This window comes from Pseudomonas sp. TE3644, assembly GCF_056278815.1.
In genome coordinates this window covers 5,630,743-5,651,805 of sequence record NZ_JBWBQF010000001.1, presented here as the reverse complement: position 1 = coordinate 5,651,805, position 21,063 = coordinate 5,630,743, and the positions used below count along the sequence as shown (strand labels likewise).

Sequence of the window (21,063 nt, the reverse complement as noted above, 5' to 3'; positions counted from 1 at the left end):
CGAAAGCAGGTGGGGGTTTTGTCTTTATGGCCTGGAATTCAGGGACAGCAGTCCTGGCCTCATCGCATCGTAGCCGCTGCCGCCAGGCTGCGCTGGCCCCAAGCCCCACCGAAGATCTCCAGCGCACACCAGGGCCAGCGCAGCCTACGGCAGCGGCTACAGATTTAGCGCAGCCTGGCGGTGGTGATATAGATCACCCTGGGAAATCCCCCACACAATTATCAGACCCATCAGCATGTAGCCCCCCGCACCACATCTGATAAGGTTCTCACCTGCCCAAGCCTCCCCATTGAAGGAATCATCCATGCCGGCCAACCCGCCCCTTACCCCAGGTTTCATGGTGGTTCACGGCAACCGCCTCGATGAACTGCGCAGCCTGGTGGTCAGCTGGATGCGGCGTTATCCGCTCGCGCCTTTGGAACACGAAATCGCCTTGGTGCAAAGCAACGGCATCGCTCAATGGCTGAAACTCGCCCTGGCGGAAGACGCGCAGGACGATGACCTGGGCGGCTGCGGGATTGCCGCCGCCATCGACGTGCAGCTGCCGGGCAGCTTCATGTGGCAGCTCTATCGCAGCGTGCTGGGCAAGGATGAAATCCCGCAAACCTCGCTGCTCGACAAGGCACCGTTGACATGGCGCCTCATGCGCCTGTTGCCTCAACTGATCGACCAACCGCATTTCGAGCCGCTGCAGCGCTTCCTCACGGATGACAGTGACTTGCGCAAACGCTATCAACTGGCCGAACGCCTCGCGGACCTGTATGACCAATATCAGGTATACCGGGCAGACTGGCTGGAAGATTGGGCCGCTGGCCGCCATCAGTTGCGCAACGTGCGTGGCGAAGCCAAGCCGCTGGCAGACGCCAACCGCTGGCAGGCAGAGCTATGGCGGGCCCTGTTGCATGACGTGGGTGAGGAGGGCATGGCCCAAAGCCGGGCCGGCGTGCATCAGCGTTTCATCGAGCGTATCAACGGTCTCGAACAAGCGCCCAAAGGCCTGCCAAACCGCGTAATCGTCTTCGGTATTTCCTCCCTGCCAGCCCAGGCCCTCGAGGCCCTGGCAGGTCTGTCGCGTTTCAGCCAAGTGTTGCTGTGCGTGCATAACCCTTGCCGCCACCACTGGTCCGACATCGTTGCCGACAAGGACCTGCTGCGTCACCAGTACAAGCGCCAGGCACGCAAGCAGGGCATGCCCGTGGTGATCGATGCCGATGCATTGCACCAGCATGCACACCCGCTGCTTGCCGCATGGGGCAAGCAGGGGCGCGACTACATCAACCTGCTGGACAGTTACGACGACCCCAACAGCTATCGGGTGGCCTTTCGCGAAGGGCGGATTGACCTGTTCAGTGACGGCCAGCCCACCACCCTGCTTGGCCAACTGCAGGACGACATTCTCGAGTTACGCCCGCTGGCAGAAACGCGCGAAACCTGGCCTGCGGTCAACATCGCCAAGGACCGCTCCGTCCGTTTCCATATCGCCCACAGCGCCCAGCGCGAAGTGGAAATCTTGCATGACCAATTGCTGGCCCGCTTCAGCGCCGACCCGCATCTGCGCCCGCGTGACGTTATCGTCATGGTCCCCGACGTTGACAGCTATGCGCCGCATATTCGCGCAGTGTTCGGGCAGCTGGACCGCAACGACCCGCGCTTCATTCCGTTCACCCTCACCGACCAGAATCAGCGTGGTCGTGACCCGCTGCTGATTGCCATCGAACACTTGCTCAAGCTCCCCGACAGCCGTTTCGCCGTCAGCGAAATTCTTGATCTGCTCGACGTGCCGTCGCTGCGCAATCGCTTTGGCGTGCAGGAAAGCGACCTGCCTACCCTGCATCGCTGGATTGAAGGCGCCGGCATCCGCTGGGGGCTCAACGCCGCTCAACGTGCAGGCTTGGGACTGCCAGAGCAGTTGGAGCAGAACAGCTGGCGATTCGGCTTGCGTCGGATGTTGCTTGGCTACGCAGTAGGTGGTGGCCAGGGTTACGGCGGTATTGAGCCGTATGATGAAATCGGCGGTCTGGATGCGGCCCTGATTGGCCCATTGGTCGCGTTGCTCGACGCCCTCGAAGTCGCCCATCAGGTGTTGTCCGCGCCTGCAGAACCCAAGGAATGGGGCGAGCGCCTGCAAGGCCTTACCCAGGTGTTCTTCCAGGCCAGCAACGAGCATGACGACTATCTGTTGGTGCAGCTTGAGGAGTTGCGCGAGCAATGGCTGCGCACCTGCGAGTCGGTTGACCTGCATGAGCCGTTGCCGCTGACGGTAGTGCGTGAAGCCTGGCTGGCCGGCCTTGACCAAGGCAAGCTGTCGCAACGCTTCCTCGCCGGCGCCGTGAATTTCTGCACGCTGATGCCCATGCGCGCCATCCCGTTCAAGATCGTCTGCCTGCTGGGCATGAACGACGGCGACTATCCGCGCGCGCAACCACCGCTGGACTTCGACCTGATGGGCAGCGACTACCGCCCCGGCGATCGTTCACGCCGTGAAGATGACCGCTATCTGCTGCTTGAAGCCCTGCTGTCGGCGAGAGAACAACTCTATGTCAGCTGGGTCGGCCGCAGCATTCGCGATAACAGCGAGCGCCCAGCCTCCGTGTTGATCGGCCAGTTGCGCGATCACCTCGCCAGTGGCTGGCAACTGCACGACGCCCAGGAAGGCGCCAAGCTCAATGCCGGCGAACAGTTGGTGCATGCCCTTAGCCTTGAGCATCCGTTGCAGCCTTTCAGCGCCCGCTATTTCCATGAAGGCAGTGGCCTGTTCAGCTTCGCCTCCGAGTGGCGGGTATTGCATACCGATCTACAGCCACAGGCCGCTGAAGAGGTGTTGCCAGCCCACGTCCAGGAAGAGCCGCTGGCCCTCACCCAGCTGCAGGACTTTCTGCGCAACCCGGTACGACATTTTTTCAGCCAGCGCCTGAAAGTATTCTTCGAGACCGCAGAAGCGCCGCTGGCCGACGAGGAGCCCTTCGTACTCGACGCGTTGGAACGCTACACCCTCAGCGACAAGCTGCTGACCACCGCCATGGCTGCCGCCGACGATGTTGATGCAACCCTTTACGCCCAGGCCCGCCGCATGCAAGGCAGCGGGCTGCTGCCAATGGCCGGTTTTGGCGAGTGTCTGCAGGAGGAGTTGATCGAGCCGTTGCCCGACCTGCTCCAGCGTTTCCAACAACTACTGGTGCTTTGGCCGACGCCGGTGGTAACCGCCAAGCCGGTGAACTTCGAATACCAGGGCCTGCGCCTGGATGGCTGGGTCAGCAACCTGCATCAACGCGGGGACGGCAATCTGCTCAGCGTCACCGCCATTGCCAATGCCATTGGCGGTGCCCGGTCACGCAAATGGCATCGCCTGGTTCGCAGTTGGGTTACGCACCTGGCGGCCTGTGCCGTTGGCCTGCCACTGACCACCGCCGTGGTCGCCAGTGACGACACCCTGGTGTTGGCGGCACTTCCCGCCGACAAGGCACGCGACGCATTGGGTGACCTGTTGCTGGCCTGGCAACAGGGCATGCGTCGCCCCTTGCCGGTAGCCGTGAAGACCGCGTTTGCCTGGCTTGGCCAAGGCGATCCGATCAAGGCCGAGGCCGCAGCCCGCAAAGCTTACGAAGGCGATGGCATCACCACCGATGGCGAGCGTCGCGAAAGCGTGGCGCTGGCCCGTCAGTTTCCCGATTTCAATGCCCTGATCGACAGCGAGGAGTTCGAAGGCTGGTGCGATGCGCTGTACCGCCCCATGTTCGAAGCCCCTTGGCGCTCCATCGACGGCGACGAGGCCCGCTCATGACCGACCACCACGAAAAGCCCTTGGCGCTGGCCTTCCCCCTGCGCGGCAGCCAACTGATCGAAGCCAGTGCCGGTACCGGCAAGACCTTCACCATCTCGGCGCTGTACCTGCGCCTAGTGCTGGGCCACGGCGGTGAACAGTCCGGCTTCGGCCGCGAACTGCTGCCCCCGCAGATCCTCGTGGTGACCTTCACCGATGCTGCCACCAAGGAATTGCGTGAGCGTATCCGCACCCGCCTGGCGGAAGCCGCGCGTTTCTTCCGCGACGAGATGCCCAGCCCCGATGACCTGATCAGCCAACTGCGCGACGAATTCGCGCCCGAGCAATGGGCCGGCTGCGCCAATCGCCTCGACATCGCCGCCCAGTGGATGGACGAAGCCGCGGTATCGACCATCCACAGTTGGTGCCAGCGCATGCTGCGCGAACACGCCTTCGACAGCGGCAGCCTGTTCACCCAGACCCTGGAAACCGACCACAGCGATCTGCTGGGTGAGGTGGTGCGCGACTACTGGCGGCGCTTCTGCTACGCCATGCAGGGCGACACGCTGAACTGGGTGCGCAGCAACTGGGGTGGCCCGGCTGCCTTGCTGCCACGGGTGCGGGCGCTGTTCGGCAGCCCGCGCCGCGCGGACGGCGGCCAGGAACCAGGAGCCTTGATCGAAGCCGCCTTGACCGAGCGCAAGCAGGCGCTTGAGCAGCTCAAGGCCCCGTGGGCCCAATGGGCCCAGGAGCTGCGTGTCATCTGCCTGGAGGCCGTTGCTGCCAAGGCCGTGGACGGTCGCAAAATGCAGGCCCGCTATTTCGAGCCCTGGTTCGACAAACTGGTGGCCTGGGCCGGTGACGAAAGCCTGGTCGAACTGGACATCGGCACCGGCTTCACTCGCCTGACCCCTGACGGCATGGCCGAGGCCTGGAAGGGCGATCCGCCCACGCACCCGGGCCTGGACGCCATGCAAGGCCTGGCCGATGCCCTGCGCAACCTGCCTACCCCTGACGCTGCAGTGCTTGAGCATGCGGCGCGCTGGGTGGGCGCGCGCTTCGAAGAGGAAAAGCGTCGTCGCGCCGAAATGGGCTTCGACGACATGCTGCTGCGCCTGGACGCAGCGTTGCAGGGGGCCGGCGGCGAGCGCCTGGCAGGGCTGATCCGCGAACAGTTCCCGGTGGCCTTGATCGACGAATTCCAGGACACCGACCCGGTGCAGTACCGTATTTTCGAGAGCATCTACCACATCGAGGCCAACCAGCCCGACAGCGGGCTGTTCCTGATCGGCGACCCCAAGCAGGCCATCTATGCCTTCCGCGGTGCCGACATCTACACCTATCTGCGAGCCCGCCAGGCCACCACCGGCCGGCTGCACACGCTGGGTACCAACTTCCGTTCCAGCCATGCCATGGTCGAGGCGGTGAACCACGTATTCGACGTTGCCGAACAACGTGCGCTGGGGCGTGGTGCCTTCCTGTTCCGGCACGGCGATGACAACCCGGTGCCATTCCTGCCGGTATTGGCCCAAGGCCGAAAGGAAAGCCTGAGCATCAACGGCCAGCCCGTGGCGGCCTTGAACCTGTGGCAACTGCCCAGCGATGCCCCGCTGTCGGGCCCGGTGTATCGCCAGCAACTGGCCGGTGCCTGTGCGTCTACCATCGTCGCCCTGCTCAACGGCGGCCAGCGAGGTACGGCAGGTTTCACCAAACCGGGCGAAACACTGAAACCGGTCACCCCCGCCGACATCGCCATCCTGGTCCGTGACGGCAAGGAAGCCCAGGCCGTGCGCGGCGAACTCGCCGCCCGCGGCGTGCGCAGCGTGTACCTGTCCGACAAGGACTCGGTATTCGCCGCCCAGGAAGCCCACGACCTGCTCAGCTGGCTGAAGGCCTGCGCCGAGCCGGACGCCGAGCGCCCTTTGCGCGGCGCGTTGGCCACCACCACTCTGAACCTGCCCCTCAGCGCCCTGGCGCAGTTAAACCAGGACGAGCTGGCCTGGGAGCGGCGCGTCATGCAGTTCCGCACCTACCGCACCCTGTGGCGTACCCAGGGCGTGCTGCCCATGCTGCGGCACCTGCTGCACGATTTCCAATTGCCCCAGGCACTGATGGCACGCAGCGACGGTGAACGCATACTGACCAACCTGTTGCACCTGGCCGAATTGCTGCAGCAGGCCGCCGGTGAGCTGGATGGCGAGCAGGCATTGATCCGCCACCTGTCCGAGCACCTGGCCACCTCCGGCCAGGCGGGTGAAGAACAGATCCTGCGCCTGGAAAGCGATGAGCAACTGGTCAAGGTGGTCACCATCCACAAATCCAAGGGCCTTGAATATCCGCTGGTGTTCCTGCCCTTCATCTGCTCGACCAAGCCGGTCGACGGCAAGCGCTTGCCGTTGTCGTTCCACGATGCGCAAGGCAGGGCGCAGGTCACCCTCAGCCCCACGGCGGAGCAGGTGGCTTTGGCCGACGACGAGCGCCTGGCCGAAGACCTGCGTCTGCTCTACGTGGCCCTGACCCGTGCCCAGCATGCCTGCTGGCTGGGTGTTGCCGACCTCAAGCGCGGCAATACCAAGGACTCGATACTGCACCGTTCGGCGCTGGGCTATTTGCTGGGCGGCGGCCAACGGCTGGACGAGTCCCAAGGTTTGGCCCGCTGGCTGCTGGACATGCAGGCCGGCTGCGCAGCCATTCACACCGCCCCCATGCCCGAAGCTGACGATCAGCGCTACGTACCGCCGCGCAACGAAGCCAGCCTGCTGGCCGCCAAGGTGCCCAAGCGCCGCGCCGCGGAAAACTGGTGGATCGCCTCCTACAGTGCCCTGCGTATCAGCGACAGCCTGGCCCCGGGCAGCGATCAGTCGCCAGACAGCCCCCAGGCACAGAAGCTGTTCGACGACGAGCGTCTGGACCCGGCTGCCCCGCGAGAGGTACAGGCCCTGAGCGGCGATATCCATCGATTCCCCCGTGGCCCCAACCCCGGTACCTTTCTCCACGGCCTGCTGGAATGGGCTGGGCGCGAAGGTTTCGCCACCGTCGCCGCGCAGCCTGAACTGCTGGCCGACACCGTGGGTGCCCGTTGCAACCTGCGCGGCTGGCAGGGCTGGATTCCCACCCTCAATGCCTGGCTGCAGCATTTGCTGCAGGCGCCGCTTGCCTTGGGTGATCAGACGGTGAGCCTGGTAAGCCTGGAGCATTACCAGATCGAGATGGAGTTCTGGTTCGCCAGCCATCGCGTCGACGTCAGCCAGCTCGATGCCCTGGTGCGCGAGCATACCCATGGCGGCGCACCACGCGCGCCAGCCGAAGGCGCCATGCTCAACGGCATGTTCAAGGGCTTCATCGACCTGACCTTCGAGCATGACGGCCGCTACTACGTGGTCGACTACAAATCCAACTGGCTGGGCGTCGATGAGAGCGCCTATACCGAGGACGCCATGACCCAGGCCATCCTCGACCACCGTTACGACCTGCAATACGTGCTCTACCTGCTGGCCCTGCATCGCCAGCTCAAGGCACGCCTGCCCGACTATGACTACGACCTGCACGTGGGCGGCGCGGTGTTCATCTTCCTGCGCGGCGTGCATGCGCCCAGCCAGGGCCTGGCCTTCGCGCGCCCGCCGCGTGAATTGATCGAGCGCCTGGACGAGCTGTTCCGCGGCATCGTCCGCCAACCCGAGCCCATGGGCGACTTGTTCGAAGGAGAACCGGCATGAGCCGTACATTTGCCGATCTGCTGCCCACTGCGCTGGAAGCCCGCACCCTGGCCGAGCTGGCGCCGCTGCAACGCGTCGATGACCTGCTGGCGTTGCTGGAGCGCTGGGCCGAGCGTGGCTGGCTGCGGGCGCTGGACAAGGCTTTCGTCGGCTTCCTCGCCGAGCGGGAGCCAGACGGTGATCCGCTGGTACTCCTGGCCGCCGCCCTGACCAGCCACCAACTGGGCCACGGCCACGTCTGCCTCGACCTTGCGCGCACCCTGGAAGAGCCCGACTTCGCCCTGTCGCTGCCGCCCGAGGGCGATGCATTGGCCGGCCCCGTGCTGCTGCCCTCGCAGTTGCTCGAACACCTGGCCGCCGAAACGTGGCGAGCCACCCTGGCCAGCAGCCCGCTGGTGGCCCTGGCCGAGGACGACAGCGGCGAGCGCCCGCTGGTGCTGGCCGGCCAACGCCTCTACCTGCGCCGCTACTGGGCCTACGAGCGTCGTATCGACCGTGCGCTTCGCCAACGCCTGGCCGAGCAGGAAAACACCCCCGACGACCTGCGCGCGCGCCTGGAACAACTGTTCGGGGCGCCCGGCGGCGAACAGATCGACTGGCAGAAACTGGCCTGCGCCCTGGCCACCCGCAGTGCTTTCAGCATTGTCACCGGCGGCCCAGGCACCGGCAAGACCACCACCGTGGTGCGTCTGCTGGCCTTGCTGCAGGCCCCGGCCGTGAACGCCGGCACCCCGCTGCGCATCCGTCTGGCCGCGCCTACCGGCAAGGCCGCCGCACGCCTGACCGAATCCATCAGCGCCCAGGTCAAGCAGCTCACCGTCAGCGACAGCGTGCGCGACAAGATCCCTACCGAGGTGACCACCGTTCACCGCTTGCTGGGTAGCCGACCGGGCACCCGGCACTTCCGCCACGACGCCAGCAACCCGCTGCCACTGGATGTGCTGGTGGTGGACGAAGCCTCCATGATCGACCTGGAAATGATGGCCAACCTGTTGGGCGCCATGCCCGCCCATGCGCGTCTGGTATTGCTGGGCGACAAGGACCAGTTGGCTTCGGTAGAGGCGGGCGCCGTGCTGGGTGACCTGTGCCGCGATGCCGAACAGGGTTGTTACAGCCCGCAAACCCTGGCCTGGCTGGAACAGGTCAGCGGCGAACGCATCACCAGCCTTGAAGTGGGCAGCGCCGAGCGCCATCCGCTGGCCCAGCAAGTGGTCATGCTGCGTCACTCACGCCGTTTCGGCGAAGGCAGCGGCATTGGCCAACTGGCACTGCGGGTCAACCGCCAGGAAGCCGAGCAAGCGCGCGAGCTGCTGACGGGGCGGCAGTTCGCCGACATCTTCAGCGTGCCATTGAAGGGCGAGCAGGATCGCAGCCTTGACCGTCTGCTGCTGCAAGGTCAGTCCAGCGATGGTGCGCAGGGCTACCGACATTACTTGAGCGTGCTGCAAGCCAACCGCCCGGCGCTTCGCACGCCGCTGGAAAGCGAAGCCTGGGCCACGTGGGCCAGGCAAGTGTTGCAGGCCTTCGAGGCCTTCCAGTTGCTGTGCGCCGTGCGCAAGGGGCCTTGGGGTGTCGAGGGCTTGAACCAGCGCGCCACGCGCGTACTGACGACGGCACGCCTGATCGAAGGGGACCAGCCCTGGTACGAAGGCCGTCCGGTGCTGATGACGCGCAACGACTATGGTCTGGGGCTGATGAACGGCGACATCGGCATTGCCCTGCGCCTGCCCGATGGCAGCGACACCGACCGTCAGGTACTGCGCGTGGCCTTCCCGCGCAACGACGGCCAGGGCGGCGTGCGCTTTGTATTGCCCAGCCGTCTCAACGACGTGGAAACGGTGTTCGCCATGACCGTGCACAAATCCCAGGGCTCGGAGTTCACCCACACCGCGCTGATCCTGCCCGACGCGCTGAATCCGGTATTGACCAAGGAACTGATCTACACCGGCATCACCCGCGCCAAGCAGTGGTTCAGCCTGATCGAACCGCGCAAGGGCGTGTTCGAAGACGCCGTGCAACGCAAGGTCAAACGCCTCAGCGGCCTGATGCTGGAAACCTAGCCACCGAACCCAACCGAACCGAACCCGTAGCCGCTGCCGCCAGGCTGCGCTGGCCAGCATGACCCCTGAAGATCTCCTGTGAAATTCAGGGCCAGCGCAGCCTGGCGGCAGCGGCTACAGGTTGCTCGCCAGCCGCACTGGCTCATCGGCCACCATCCCGATGAACCGCCGCACCCGCTCCGCCTCCGGCGCATGCCGAATACTCTCCGGCGCAGCATCCAACTGCACCTTGCCGTCTTCCATGAAAATCACCCGCGTCGGAAATCGACAGGGCAAAATCCATCTCATGGGTAACGATCAGCATGGTCATCCCTTCTCGCGCCAGGTCGGCAATCACCTTCAACACATCGCCCACCAACTCCGGGTCCAATGCCGAAGTCGGCTCGTCAAACAGCATCACCTGCGGCCGCATCGCCAGCGCCCGGGCGATGGCCACGCGTTGCTGTTGCCCGCCGGACAACTGATGCGGGTACTTGTTGGCATGGGCCAGCAGCCCCACCTTTTCCAGCAGCACAAACGCCTGTTGCCGCGACACGTGCCGTTCGCCACCGTGATACACCGGCGCCAGGATGATGTTGTCCACCAGGTTCAAATGCGGGAACAGGTTGAAGCTCTGGAACACCATACCGATGTGCCGCACCCCTCGACGCATCTGCGGGTTGTTGGGTGTGTCGCCGGCGTGAATGAAGCTTTCGCCGAACAGCACGATCTCGCCTTGATCGATACCCTCCAGGCCATTGACGGTGCGGATCAGCGACGTTTTGCCTGAACCCGAAGGCCCGATGATCGACACCACCTGGCCGCCGGCCACGGTCAGGTCGATGCCCTTGAGCACATGATGGTCGCCATAGCGCTTGTGGATATTCTGCAACTGCAATACGGGTGCAGCACCGGGCGCAACCTGGCGATTAACCACTAGAGCCTGCTTCGCCAGGCCTTGGCGCAACTGCGCCAGCGGGTTGGCTGCCAAGGTCTGTGGTTTGCGCTGGCTGAGATCCAGGTAGCTTTCCAGCCGCTGCAACAGCCAGCCAAACAGGCTGACGATTAGCACGTAGTACACGCCGACCGCCGCCAGGGTCTCCATGACCAGAAAATTCTGCGCGTACAACCGCTGCCCCACGGTCAGCAGTTCGGTGAGGGAAATCACCGAAATCAGCGAGGTCAATTTCACCACAGTGATGTATTCGTTGATCAACGTTGGCAACGAAATGCGAAACGCCTGGGGGATCACGATCAGCCGTTGCAGCCCCAGGCTGCCAATGCCCAGCGCGCGTCCGGCTTCCTTCTGCCCCTTGTGTACGGAGATCAGCCCGCCGCGGTGAATCTCGGCCATGTACGCCGCTTCGGTCACCACCAGCGCAAACAACCCGGAGTAGAACGGGTTGGACAGCACGCTGCCGGTGGCGGGGAATAGCTGCGGCAGGTTGTAGACGAACACCACCAGCACCAGCAACGGGATGCTGCGAAAGAACCAGATGTACACCCCGGCGGGCATGCTCAGCCATTTGACGCTGGACAGTTTGGCGCTGGCCAGGCCAAAGCCCAGCAGCATGCCGATAAACCAGGCCAGGGCGCTGAGCTCCACCACGGTGACGCTGGCCTCCCAGAACGCCGGCATGGAAAACAGCGAGAAAAAATAGGACCAGTCGAATTGCATAGGCACCCCCATGGCCGCCCCGCAATCGGGGCGGCCGGCTTCAAGATCAGTTGGAGGCTTCTTCCAGGTTGTACTTCTTCAGGATCGCCGCGTATTCACCGGACTGCTTGCTCTGGGCTACGGCCTTTAGCAGCGCCTGGTAGGTGTCGTCATTGCCCTTCTTCACGTAGATACCCAGGGTTTGCGGGTACACCAGTTGCTGCGAGGTCACCACCACGCGGCCCTTGGTCTTGTCGGCGATCATGTGAGCCGCGCCGGAAATCTCGACCTGCGCCTGGATATTCTTCGACAGCAACGCCTGGGTCACTTCCGGCGCAGACGGGAACTCGCTGACGCTGATCGCGCCCTTGTTGTTCGGCACGCAGTAGTCGGTGGACAGTTTCTTGAACTGCGCCACCCAGGTGGTGCCTTGCTCAAGGCCTACCTTCAGGCCGCACAGGTCTTCGGGCACGGCCGGTTTCAGTGTGCTGTCGGCCGGCACCATGATCGCCGCCCCGGTGCGCGCGTAAGGAATGGTCAGGGCCTGGGCCTGACGCTCGGGGGTGATGTACATGCCGGAAATGATCGCGTCGTAGTGCCCGGCATTGAGCCCCAGGATCAGGTTGGGAAACTTGGTGTCGACGAACTCGGCCTTGGCGGCCAGTTGCTTGGCCAGGGCGTGGGCCAGTTCCGGGTCGGAGCCCACCACGTTCTTGTCGCTGTCGTAGGACTCGAAGGGTGGATAGGTGATTTCCATGCCCACTTTCAACTGGCCGGGGGTGGCAGTGGTGGTGGCCAGGGCGGCACCGGTGCTCAGCAGGCAGGCGGCAAATAGGGCAAGGCGGGTCGGGTTGAACATGTCGTGTGCTCCAGGAATGAGGGAAGTCAGCAGCGTCAGGAAGGCAGCGCCTGTTTTTTCAGATGGCCGAAGCTCGAAGGCTTGCGGGCCTTGGCCGGCAGTTGCACCTCGCCGTTCTCCACGCGTTTGCGCAGGTACTGGTAGGTTTGCAACGCCTGGCCATACATGTGCTCGCCGATGGCGATTTCCTCGTACGCCTGATCGTCCTTGGCAAAACTGGGCAAAGGCCTGATCTGCGTGTGGTAGTCGCAGGCGTAGAACAACGGAAAGGAATAGCGCTCCTGGCTGACCTTGCGAACCCGGTGCGCCGTGGCCACGAAGGTGCCCGCGGTCATCACCTCCAGCATGTCGCCGATGTTGACCACGAACGCGTCGGCAATCGGCGGCGCGTCGATCCACTGGCCCAGGTCGTTCATCACCTCCAGGCCAGGCTGGTCGGCCTGCAGGATGGTGAAACACTCGTAGTCGGTGTGCGCGCCGATGCCCGGTGCATCCACCGCTTCGGCGTCGAACGGGTAATGGATCAGGCGCAGCTTTGAAGGCGGGCGGGTGACCAGGGCGTCGAAGTAGTTCTCTTCCAGGCCCAAAGCCAGGGCGAAGCCGCCGAACAGCTTGCGGCCCAGGGCAAACACGGCGGCGTAATAGGCCTGTACCGAAGGCTTGAAGCCCGGCACCTCGGGCCAATGGTTCGGCCCCAGCAGCGGCGTGTTGGCCAGTACCAGCGGGTCGTCGGCGGGCACTTCAAAGCCCACGTCGAAGGCTTCCTTGTGGTCGGGCTTGCCCTTGGAATACACCTCTTCACCTTCCGGCACGAAGCCCTTGTGGGTGTCGGAGGTGCCGATGTAGTGGCGCATCTTGGCGTCCAGCGGCTGGGCGAAGTAATCGCGGGCCGCCTGGCGCAGGTTGGCGATCAGCTCGGGGGCGATGCCGTGGCCGGTGATGTACAGGAAGCCGACCTCGCTGGCCGCCCGGCCCAGCTGTTCGGCCACCGCCAGGCGGTGTTCCAGTTCGACGCTGAACAGCCCGGCGATATTCACCACCGGGATGCTCTTGAAGTTGGCCTTGGGCTCAGTGTTGTTCATCAGGTTTCCTCAGCAGTGTGCGGCACGAAAGCGTTCGAAGTGGGCGCGCTCGGTGCGGGCCATCCACACGTTGAGCGACCACAGGTCAGCCACCGGAACATTGGTAAAGGGCAGGTGATGCAGGTAACCGTCGGCGCCGAATTCCGGGGTCAGGGTGCTGACCTGATAGCCGCGCGCCTGCTGGGCGGCCCAAATGGCTTCCCAGTGTTTCTGGTGGAAGGCCAGCTCGCGGCCGTACTCCGGGGCGCCGGGGTGCGGCACTTGCGGGCCCTGGTCATAGCCAACCCGGGCCTGCACGTGGTGCACGCGCTCGATGAAGGCGCTGAGGTCGTCGGCGGGGTCGTCCAGCAGCCGTTCGCAGGTCACTACCCAGTGGCTGATGTCACTGGTGAAGCGCAGGTCCGGCAGTTGGCGGATCAGCTCCAGGGTCACCCAAGGGTTGAACAGCGAGCGCGAGCGGTGGGTCTCGAAACTGAGGAACTGGCCGTGCTTGTGGCCCAGTTCCATGGCCCGGCCGAAGAAGTCCACCTGCTGGGCCAGCGACCAGCGATCATTGCCCGCCAGCACGTTGATAAAGCGCGGCGTCAGCTCGCCGGCCCAGGCCAGCTTGCTGTCCAGGTCGTTCAAATGCTCGGCGGGCAGGGCGGATTGCTGGGGCAGCACATCGTAGGCGGTGAACAGAGTACAAATGTACCCCAGCGAGTTGGCGCGCAGGAACGCGGCGAATTCGCTGCGCTCGCGGGCCACCAGCGGCAGCCGCGCCTCCATGCCATCGAAGCCGGCGGCCTGCAGTTCTTCCAGGGCCTGGGCCTTGCTGGCGGTGTAACCCCACAGGGTGCGGAATATCTCCAGTTTCATCGATGCTCCTCATGCTACGCAGCACCCCGACGGCATGGGCCGGGGCGTCATTGGGCTGGGCAGTAGCAAAAGGGCACAGGAGTGGCCGGGTCTCTGACGGAACCGGTCCGGGTTGATGGGCCGATCTTAGGCAGCCCGCGCGGCACAGAAGAATAGGAAAGCTCAAATCGATAGTTTAGAAATCCTTGAACCATTAGCCAGCTACCCACCGTCTGGCAACGGATAGGTTGTGCTATGGTTTTTGGCAGCATGGAGTATCGATGCCTGCGCGCGTGTTCACGAAGAGGGCTGTCTGGATGGCGGGTTTCGAGTGCTATGGAAAGCGGATGCAGGAGCATCGGCGATGAATGAACGCAGTGCTTTGCGACGTGCGCATCGGGTGCTGGCATTGACGGCCGCCGGGTTGGGCGCGGGCCTGTTTGCGCTGGCGCGGGTGCTGGATATCGGCCAGTCCGGCGCCTGGCTGGTGATGACGTTCGCCCTGTGCATGGGCGCGGGCAGCCTGGGCGCACTGGCCCTGTCGCGACGTACCTTGACGCAGGCCGTGGAGCCTCTGCAAAAGCTGGCCAGCCTGGCAGCGGCAGCTTCGCAGTTCTCCGCGAGCCTGCAGGCCGAGCAGCCGCAGCAGGCCAGCGTCGACCCGTTGACGGGGCTGCCCAACCGCGCCTTCTTCGAAGGACGGCTGGCGCGCAACCTCAAGGGATTGGGCAAACGCCAGGGTTACCTGGCGGTGTTGTACATCGACATCGACCATTTCCGCCAACTCAATGATCGATACGGTTACGAGGCGGCCGATGAAGTGTTGATTCGTCTCGCAGGTCGGATGCGTGCGCAATTGCGCGAGAACGATCTGCTGGTGCGCCTGGAAGGCGACGAGTTTGCCGTGCTGCTGCACCTTGAGCAGGCCGAACAGGCAAGGCAGATTGCCGATAACATCATTGCCAGTGCGTACGCGCCGATTGTGTTGCCTGACGGCGGTGAGGCAACCGCGTCGCTGAGCGTAGGCCTGGCGCAGGTGACCGCAAGCGAACACACCCCCACCGACGTGCTGGAAGAGGCCCATGTAGCCCTGTTGCACGCCAAACGCCAAGGCCGCGGGCGGCTGCACCAGCTTGTCTCCACACCTCTGTAGTTCGCCGTGCTGCTTGAAACCGCGTCGTCTGCATCGCGACTAAAGTCGGCTCCTACACCGTCCGTGGTAGGAGCCGGCCTTGGCCGCGATGCAGGCGACGCGGCCGTCAAACGGTGGGTGCGAACTTCAGCGCCTGGCTCTCACCCATCAAAACCGCCCCATTCAACTCCGTCACCTCGCGAATGTAATCCCACAACAAATTAATCCGCTTCAACTTGCGCAGATCCTCCCGGCAATACATCCAGAACTGCCGCGTAACGCTAATTTCCCCGGCCAGTACCGGCACCAGATCGTCAGCCTGCGCCGCCAGGAAGCACGGCAATATCGCCATCCCCCGCCCCTGCCTGGCCGCCACATACTGGGCAATCACACTGGTACTGCGCAGGCTGGCGCTGGCGTTGGGCAGCAGGTTCGCCAGGTACAGCAACTCCGAACTAAAGGCCAGGTCGTCGACGTAGCTGATGAACCGATGCCCCACCAGATCACGCCCCGTATGGATGGGCGGGTGACGATCCAGGTAGTCCTGGGTGGCGTACAACTGCAATCGGTAGTCGCACAATTTGCAGCACACATAAGGCCCATGCTCCGGCCGTTCCAGGGCGATGACGATGTCGGCCTCGCGCTTGGACAGGCTGATGAAGTGCGGCAGCGGGAGTATGTCGACGCTGATGGCCGGGTAGGTGTCGACGAAATGGCTTAGCTGCGGGGTGATGAAGAAGCTTCCGAAGCCTTCGGTGCAGCCCATGCGGATATGCCCCGACAACGCCACCCCCGAGCCCGACACCTGCTCGCAGGCCATGTGTAGCGTGCTTTCGATGGACTCGGCGTAGCCCAGCAGGCGCTGGCCCTCGGCGGTCAGGATGAACCCCGTGGTGCGCGATTTTTCGAACAGCAGAGTGCCCAGCGCCGACTCCAGTGACGTGATGCGCCGCGACACCGTGGTGTAGTCCACCCCCAGGCGCTTGGCGGCGTTGCTGGCCTTGCGCGTGCGGGCCACTTCGAGGAAAAACTTCAGGTCGTCCCAGTTCAGGGCGGCCAGCGACGTGATGTTTTTTTGCATGTTGGACCGGCTTTTATCCGCGTTCTTGTTGGATGTTTGCACATCTATACTCCAGGACAGAGCCATCACGCCATGCACAACAACAATTACGCGGAGGTCTTGATGAACGTTTCTGTAACGGCCGGTATCCAGACAGTCAAACTGCTGATCGACGGCGAATGGGTCGAGTCCCAGGCCAGCGAATGGCGCGACATCGTCAACCCGGCCACCCAGCAAGTGCTGGCCAAAGTGCCTTTTGCCACCCAGGCCGAGGTCGACGCGGCGGTGGCTGCGGCGCAAAAAGCCTTCGTTGGCTGGCGCAACACCCCAGTAGGTGCGCGCATGCGCATCATGCTCAAGTTCCAGGCGCTGATCCGCGAGCACAGCAAGCGCATCGCCCAGACCCTCAGCGCCGAACAGGGCAAGACCCTGGCCGACGCCGAAGGCGATATCTTCCGCGGCCTGGAAGTGGTGGAGCATGCTTGCTCAATCGGCAGCCTGCAGATGGGCGAGTTCGTGGAGAACGTCGCCGGTGGCGTCGACACCTACACCCTGCGCCAGCCCATCGGCGTGTGCGCAGGCATCACCCCGTTCAACTTCCCCGCCATGATCCCGCTGTGGATGTTCCCCATGGCCATCGTCTGCGGTAACACCTTCGTGCTCAAACCGTCCGAGCAGGACCCGCTGTCCACCGTGCAACTGGTGGAGCTGGCGCTGGAAGCCGGCATCCCGCCGGGCGTGCTCAACGTGGTGCACGGTGGCAAGGACGTGGTGGACGCGCTGTGCACCCACGCTGACATCAAGGCGATTTCCTTTGTCGGTTCGACGGCGGTAGGCACCCATGTCTACAACCTGGCCGGCCAGCACGGCAAGCGCGTGCAGGCGATGATGGGCGCCAAGAACCACGCCGTGGTGCTGCCCGACGCCAATCGCGAACAAACCCTCAACGCCTTGGTGGGCGCTGCGTTCGGCGCCGCTGGCCAACGCTGCATGGCAACCTCGGTGGCGGTGCTGGTGGGGGCGGCCAAGCAGTGGTTGCCGGAGCTCAAGGCGCTGGCTCAGCAGCTCAAGGTCAACGCTGGCAGCGAGCCGGGCACCGACGTCGGGCCGTTGATTTCACGCCAGGCCAAACAGCGCGTACTGGGCCTGATCGACAGCGGCGTGAAAGAGGGCGCCACCCTGGAACTGGACGGCCGCGAGGTGAAAGTGCCGGGCTTCGAGCAAGGCAATTTCGTCGGGCCAACGCTGTTCTCGGGCGTGACCACCGACATGCAGATCTACACCCAGGAAATCTTCGGCCCGGTGCTGGTGGTGCTGACCGTGGACACGCTGGACGAGGCTATTGCCTTGGTCAACCGCAACCCCTTCGGCAACGGCACGGGCCTGTTCACCCAAAGCGGCGCGGCGGCGCGCAAGTTCCAGAGCGAGATCGACGTGGGCCAGGTGGGCATCAACATTCCGATCCCGGTGCCGGTGCCGTTCTTCAGCTTCACCGGCTCGCGCGGCTCCAAGCTCGGCGACCTGGGCCCGTATGGCAAGCAGGTGGTGCAGTTCTACACCCAGACCAAGACGGTCACGGCGCGCTGGTTCGACGACGACAGCGTCAACGACGGCGTCAACACCACCATCAACCTGCGCTAGGAGTTGGCCATGAACATCGCATTTATCGGCCTGGGCAACATGGGCGCCCCCATGGCGCGCAATCTGCTCAAGGCGGGGCATCACCTGTACCTGTTCGACCTGAACAAGGCCGTGCTGGCCGAATTGGCGGCCATGGGCGGCACCATCAGCACCTCGCCCAAGGACGCAGCGCAAGCGGGTGACCTGGTCATCACCATGCTGCCGGCCGCCGCCCATGTACGCAGCGTCTATCTGAACGACGATGGTGTGCTGGCGGGGATCCGCGCCGGTACGCCAGCGGTGGATTGCAGCACCATCGACCCGCAGACCGCCCGCGATATTTCCACGGCAGCGGCGAAGCAGGGCGTGGATCTGGGCGATGCGCCCGTTTCAGGCGGTACCGGTGGCGCGGCGGCAGGCACCCTGACGTTCATGGTAGGGGCCTCGGCGGCGTTGTTCGACACCCTGCACCCGGTGCTGGCGCAGATGGGCCGTAACATCGTCCATTGCGGTGAAGTCGGCACCGGGCAGATTGCCAAGATCTGCAACAACCTGCTGCTGGGCATCTCGATGATCGGCGTGTCGGAGGCCATGGCCCTGGGCAATGCGCTGGGCATTGATACGGGTGTGCTGGCGGGCATCATCAACAGCTCGACGGGACGCTGCTGGAGTTCGGACACGTACAACCCGTGGCCGGGGATCATCGACACGGCGCCGGCGGCGCGGGGGTATAGCGGTGGGTTCGGGGCCGAACTGATGCTCAAGGACCTGGGCCTGGCCACCGAAGCGGCGCGCCAGGCGCATCAGCCGGTGATACTGGGTGCGGTGGCGCAGCAGCTGTACCAGGCGATGAGCCTGCGCGGCGAAGGCGGCCTGGACTTCTCGGCCATCGTGAAGGGCTACCAAAAACCGGAATGATACCGGCGACCTCCATCCTGTGGGACCGGGCGAAGCTCGGGAAGGGGCCTGCCCCAAATACCGAGGCGGCTGCTTCCCGAGCTTCGCCCGGTCCCACAAAGAAAACGCAATCAGGCGAAGACGAAGTACTTGCGCACGGTCTCGACCACTTCCCAAGTGCCCTTCATCCCCGGCTCCACGATAAAGATATCACCCGCGCGCAGATGCACCGGTTCCATGCCGTCCGGCGTGATCACGCAGTAGCCTTCCTGGAAATGGCAGTACTCCCACTTCACATAATCCACGCGCCACTTGCCCGGCGTGCAGATCCAGGTGCCCATGATCTTGCTGCCGTCCTCGCTGGTGTAGGCGTTGAGGTTGACGGTGTGCGGGTCGCCTTCCAGCTTCTCCCACTTGCAGGCATCCAGCACGGGCAGGGGATGGGTGTCGCGCAGTACAACGAGAGGCTTGGACATGACGGGCTCCGGCAGACATTTCAGGAGCCCGCATGCTGACGTGCCAGGTGGGGGGGCGAATGCCTGAGGTCGACATCCGGGTGCCCGCAAACGCCGTGGTCAGATATCGTCCTTGTGCACCACCGCGTGGAAGTCTGCGTGGTACACGTAATCGCCGGCTTCCAGGCTGTCGGCGTAAGCGCCCAGCAGCGCGCTGAAGCTGCTGGCCATCACCGGGCGGATGCCGTCGTCGTGCCACATTTCGATGATCTGGCCGGCGGTACCGTGCGGGCCGGGGGCCAGGTCGATGCAGAAGTGGTCGCCGCCGCCGTCGTGGGTGAAGGGAATCCACCCGGCATTCCACCAGTCCTTGCGCACCAGCAAGCCGTCGGCCTCGCTTTCGAAGTCGGCGAAGGTGTCCTGGTCCAACAGCTCTTTCCAGATCGACCACTGGGCTACAATCTCGGCCAACGGCAGGAATTCCCAGCCCAGCAGCAGGCAGGGGGCGTTGGTGTCCTGGCCATCGTGAAGCAGGTAGCTGGCGCGCACATCGTCGGGCAGGCGTACGCCCAATGTGCGTTCGGTTTCTTCGAGCCGGGCCTGGCTTGCAGGGCCATTCAAGCCGGCGAAGGCCTCGGGGGCATGGACGCTTAGCCAATCTTCAATGCGTTTCCATACATGTTTCATCGTTGCTCCTTGTGAGCGGCCATTCAGACAGGTTGGCATGGTACCCCATGAACGGATTTCTCTCGATGTATCAGGATTTGGGCTGGGCCGTGTCGCTGCTGGTGCTGGGCACTTTCCTGCTGGCCGGCACGGTCAAGGGCGTGATCGGCCTGGGGCTGCCCACGGTGTCCATGGGCCTGCTGGGCCTGGCCATGGCGCCCGCGCAGGCGGCGGCGCTGCTGATTGTGCCCTCGACCTTCACCAATATCTGGCAACTGTTGCTGGGTGGCCATCTGCGTGGCTTGGTGGTGCGCTTATGGCCGATGCTGTTGACCATTTTTGTCGGCACGGCCATTGGCAGCCTGTGGCTGGGTATCGACGGCGGGCAGTGGGTGGTGCGGGCGTTGGGCGGGGCGTTGGTGGTGTATGCGCTGTGCGGGCTGTTCCTGCCGGTGCTGCATGTGCCGGCGCGGCATGAGCGCTGGTTGGGGCCGCTGTGCGGCGTGGTCACCGGGATCATCACGGCGGCTACCGGTGTGTTCGTGATTCCGGCGGTGCCTTACCTGCAGGCCCTGGGGCTGAATCGGGATGAGTTGGTGCAGGCCCTGGGATTGTCGTTCACCGTGTCGACCCTGGCGTTGGCCGGGGGGCTGTTATGGCATGGGGAACTGGGCGGCGGCGAGCTGGGCGCTTCGTTGTTGATGCTGGTGCCGGCGCTGGTGGGCATGCAGGTGGGGCAGTGGCTGCGGGGGCGTATCAGTGCGGTGGTGTTCAAGCGGGTGTTCTTCGTGGGGCTCGCGCTGCTGGGTGCGCACCTGGCAATCAACGGCTGACCCGTAGCCGCTGCCGCCAGGCTGCGCTGGCCCTGTGGTTCACTGGAAATCTGCTGGGTTCACACCGGCCAGCGCAGCCTTCGGCAGCGGCTACGGTCAAGCGCGCACGGCACTGGCAGGGCTGAGCATCTCGATACGCTGGAACTCGAAATCACGCTCCAGGTACTCCATGCGCTGCTCGGCGAACGCCGCCATGTGCGGCAACGCCGAATGCACGTCCAGCGCTGCCTTCGATGCCCAGATCTCGTAGAACAGGAACAGCGTCGGGTCATCCAGGTCGCGCAGCATGTGGTACTCGATGCAGCCTGGCTCGCCGCGGCTGGCTTCGACATGGCCAAGGAACAGCGCGTGGAATGCGTCAGCCATGTGCGGCTTGGTCTTGGCCTTGACGATGAAACCGTATTGTTCGTTCATGGGCACCTCCGAATTAAGTGGCTCGCATTCTAAAAG

15 protein-coding genes are annotated in these 21,063 nt (G+C 64.2%); 7 read left to right on the top strand and 8 right to left on the bottom strand.

Annotated elements, in window-relative coordinates:
- Positions 1–304: 304 nt before the first annotated feature.
- The 3 genes from recC to recD are packed head-to-tail and all read left to right on the top strand — an operon-like array spanning position 305 to position 9,536.
- Positions 305–3,781, top strand: coding sequence for an exodeoxyribonuclease V subunit gamma (gene recC / locus ACZ9GA_RS25000; RefSeq protein ID WP_457360048.1), 3,477 nt, complete (start codon positions 305–307; stop codon positions 3,779–3,781).
- Positions 3,778–7,476, top strand: a complete 3,699-nt coding sequence (recB, locus tag ACZ9GA_RS24995) for an exodeoxyribonuclease V subunit beta (protein WP_457360050.1) — start codon at positions 3,778–3,780, stop codon at positions 7,474–7,476. Before recC ends, recB begins: the two co-directional genes overlap by 4 nt.
- Positions 7,473–9,536: an exodeoxyribonuclease V subunit alpha gene (gene recD, locus ACZ9GA_RS24990; RefSeq protein ID WP_457360052.1), complete on the top strand. Its 2,064-nt coding sequence runs from the start codon at positions 7,473–7,475 to the stop codon at positions 9,534–9,536. The genes recB and recD overlap by 4 nt, the downstream gene beginning before the upstream one ends.
- A 142-nt stretch (positions 9,537–9,678) precedes the next feature.
- Here the strand turns inward: recD and ACZ9GA_RS24985 are convergent, their stop codons facing one another.
- Genes ACZ9GA_RS24985 through ACZ9GA_RS24970 form a run of 4 tightly spaced genes read right to left on the bottom strand, consistent with a single transcriptional unit; the run spans position 9,679 to position 13,971 of the window.
- The gene (locus tag ACZ9GA_RS24985) at positions 9,679–11,193 is read right to left on the bottom strand and encodes an amino acid ABC transporter permease/ATP-binding protein (RefSeq protein ID WP_476227037.1); all 1,515 of its coding nucleotides are present in this window, start codon (positions 11,191–11,193) and stop codon (positions 9,679–9,681) included.
- A 46-nt stretch (positions 11,194–11,239) separates the two neighbouring features.
- Complete coding sequence (locus tag ACZ9GA_RS24980) at positions 11,240–12,031, bottom strand: transporter substrate-binding domain-containing protein (protein WP_457360056.1); 792 nt, start codon at positions 12,029–12,031, stop codon at positions 11,240–11,242.
- Between the two features lie 35 nt (positions 12,032–12,066).
- Positions 12,067–13,113 (bottom strand): isopenicillin N synthase family dioxygenase, encoded by a 1,047-nt coding sequence (locus tag ACZ9GA_RS24975; RefSeq protein ID WP_457360058.1) that lies wholly within the window; start codon positions 13,111–13,113, stop codon positions 12,067–12,069.
- 9 nt (positions 13,114–13,122) lie between these two features.
- Complete coding sequence (locus tag ACZ9GA_RS24970; RefSeq protein WP_457360059.1) at positions 13,123–13,971, bottom strand: sugar phosphate isomerase/epimerase family protein; 849 nt, start codon at positions 13,969–13,971, stop codon at positions 13,123–13,125.
- A gap of 343 nt (positions 13,972–14,314) precedes the next feature.
- Between ACZ9GA_RS24970 and ACZ9GA_RS24965 the strand changes: the two genes are divergently transcribed.
- Complete coding sequence (locus ACZ9GA_RS24965) at positions 14,315–15,103, top strand: GGDEF domain-containing protein (protein ID WP_457360061.1); 789 nt, start codon at positions 14,315–14,317, stop codon at positions 15,101–15,103.
- A 106-nt stretch (positions 15,104–15,209) separates the two neighbouring features.
- Here ACZ9GA_RS24965 and ACZ9GA_RS24960 read toward each other — a convergent pair whose 3' ends face one another.
- Entirely contained in the window at positions 15,210–16,163 is a 954-nt protein-coding gene (locus tag ACZ9GA_RS24960; protein WP_457360063.1) for a LysR family transcriptional regulator, read from the bottom strand.
- Between the two features lie 102 nt (positions 16,164–16,265).
- Between ACZ9GA_RS24960 and ACZ9GA_RS24955 the strand changes: the two genes are divergently transcribed.
- Together ACZ9GA_RS24955 and mmsB are read left to right on the top strand one after the other, a co-directional pair.
- Complete coding sequence (locus ACZ9GA_RS24955; protein WP_457360065.1) at positions 16,266–17,783, top strand: CoA-acylating methylmalonate-semialdehyde dehydrogenase; 1,518 nt, start codon at positions 16,266–16,268, stop codon at positions 17,781–17,783.
- Between the two features lie 9 nt (positions 17,784–17,792).
- The gene (mmsB, locus tag ACZ9GA_RS24950) at positions 17,793–18,680 is read left to right on the top strand and encodes a 3-hydroxyisobutyrate dehydrogenase (protein WP_457360066.1); all 888 of its coding nucleotides are present in this window, start codon (positions 17,793–17,795) and stop codon (positions 18,678–18,680) included.
- A gap of 110 nt (positions 18,681–18,790) precedes the next feature.
- Here mmsB and ACZ9GA_RS24945 read toward each other — a convergent pair whose 3' ends face one another.
- Together ACZ9GA_RS24945 and ACZ9GA_RS24940 are read right to left on the bottom strand one after the other, a co-directional pair.
- Positions 18,791–19,135 carry a cupin domain-containing protein gene (locus tag ACZ9GA_RS24945; RefSeq protein ID WP_008373643.1) on the bottom strand — a complete coding sequence of 115 codons (345 nt, stop codon included), beginning with the start codon at positions 19,133–19,135 and terminating at the stop codon, positions 18,791–18,793.
- Positions 19,136–19,234: 99 nt separating this feature from the next.
- Positions 19,235–19,801: an SMI1/KNR4 family protein gene (locus ACZ9GA_RS24940; RefSeq protein WP_457360068.1), complete on the bottom strand. Its 567-nt coding sequence runs from the start codon at positions 19,799–19,801 to the stop codon at positions 19,235–19,237.
- 47 nt (positions 19,802–19,848) lie between these two features.
- Here ACZ9GA_RS24940 and ACZ9GA_RS24935 point away from each other — a divergent pair, with 47 nt between their 5' ends.
- The gene (locus tag ACZ9GA_RS24935) at positions 19,849–20,613 is read left to right on the top strand and encodes a sulfite exporter TauE/SafE family protein (protein ID WP_457360070.1); all 765 of its coding nucleotides are present in this window, start codon (positions 19,849–19,851) and stop codon (positions 20,611–20,613) included.
- A 96-nt stretch (positions 20,614–20,709) separates the two neighbouring features.
- Here ACZ9GA_RS24935 and ACZ9GA_RS24930 read toward each other — a convergent pair whose 3' ends face one another.
- Entirely contained in the window at positions 20,710–21,027 is a 318-nt protein-coding gene (locus tag ACZ9GA_RS24930; protein ID WP_455922425.1) for a putative quinol monooxygenase, read from the bottom strand.
- Between the last annotated feature and the right edge of the window lie 36 nt (positions 21,028–21,063).

Bases quoted from the DNA above. Each gene is read 5' to 3' on its own strand.
- ACZ9GA_RS24935 (WP_457360070.1), top strand. From the start codon at position 19,849: ATGAACGGATTTCTCTCGATGTATCAGGATTTGGGCTGGGCCGTGTCG.
- ACZ9GA_RS24975 (WP_457360058.1), bottom strand. From the start codon at position 13,113: ATGAACAACACTGAGCCCAAGGCCAACTTCAAGAGCATCCCGGTGGTG.
- ACZ9GA_RS24965 (WP_457360061.1), top strand. From the start codon at position 14,315: ATGAATGAACGCAGTGCTTTGCGACGTGCGCATCGGGTGCTGGCATTG.
- ACZ9GA_RS24960 (WP_457360063.1), bottom strand. From the start codon at position 16,163: ATGCAAAAAAACATCACGTCGCTGGCCGCCCTGAACTGGGACGACCTG.
- recC (WP_457360048.1), top strand. From the start codon at position 305: ATGCCGGCCAACCCGCCCCTTACCCCAGGTTTCATGGTGGTTCACGGC.
- mmsB (WP_457360066.1), top strand. From the start codon at position 17,793: ATGAACATCGCATTTATCGGCCTGGGCAACATGGGCGCCCCCATGGCG.
- ACZ9GA_RS24970 (WP_457360059.1), bottom strand. From the start codon at position 13,971: ATGAAACTGGAGATATTCCGCACCCTGTGGGGTTACACCGCCAGCAAG.
- ACZ9GA_RS24985 (WP_476227037.1), bottom strand. From the start codon at position 11,193: ATGCAATTCGACTGGTCCTATTTTTTCTCGCTGTTTTCCATGCCGGCG.
- ACZ9GA_RS24980 (WP_457360056.1), bottom strand. From the start codon at position 12,031: ATGTTCAACCCGACCCGCCTTGCCCTATTTGCCGCCTGCCTGCTGAGC.
- recD (WP_457360052.1), top strand. From the start codon at position 7,473: ATGAGCCGTACATTTGCCGATCTGCTGCCCACTGCGCTGGAAGCCCGC.
- ACZ9GA_RS24945 (WP_008373643.1), bottom strand. From the start codon at position 19,135: ATGTCCAAGCCTCTCGTTGTACTGCGCGACACCCATCCCCTGCCCGTG.
- ACZ9GA_RS24930 (WP_455922425.1), bottom strand. From the start codon at position 21,027: ATGAACGAACAATACGGTTTCATCGTCAAGGCCAAGACCAAGCCGCAC.
- ACZ9GA_RS24955 (WP_457360065.1), top strand. From the start codon at position 16,266: ATGAACGTTTCTGTAACGGCCGGTATCCAGACAGTCAAACTGCTGATC.
- ACZ9GA_RS24940 (WP_457360068.1), bottom strand. From the start codon at position 19,801: ATGAAACATGTATGGAAACGCATTGAAGATTGGCTAAGCGTCCATGCC.
- recB (WP_457360050.1), top strand. From the start codon at position 3,778: ATGACCGACCACCACGAAAAGCCCTTGGCGCTGGCCTTCCCCCTGCGC.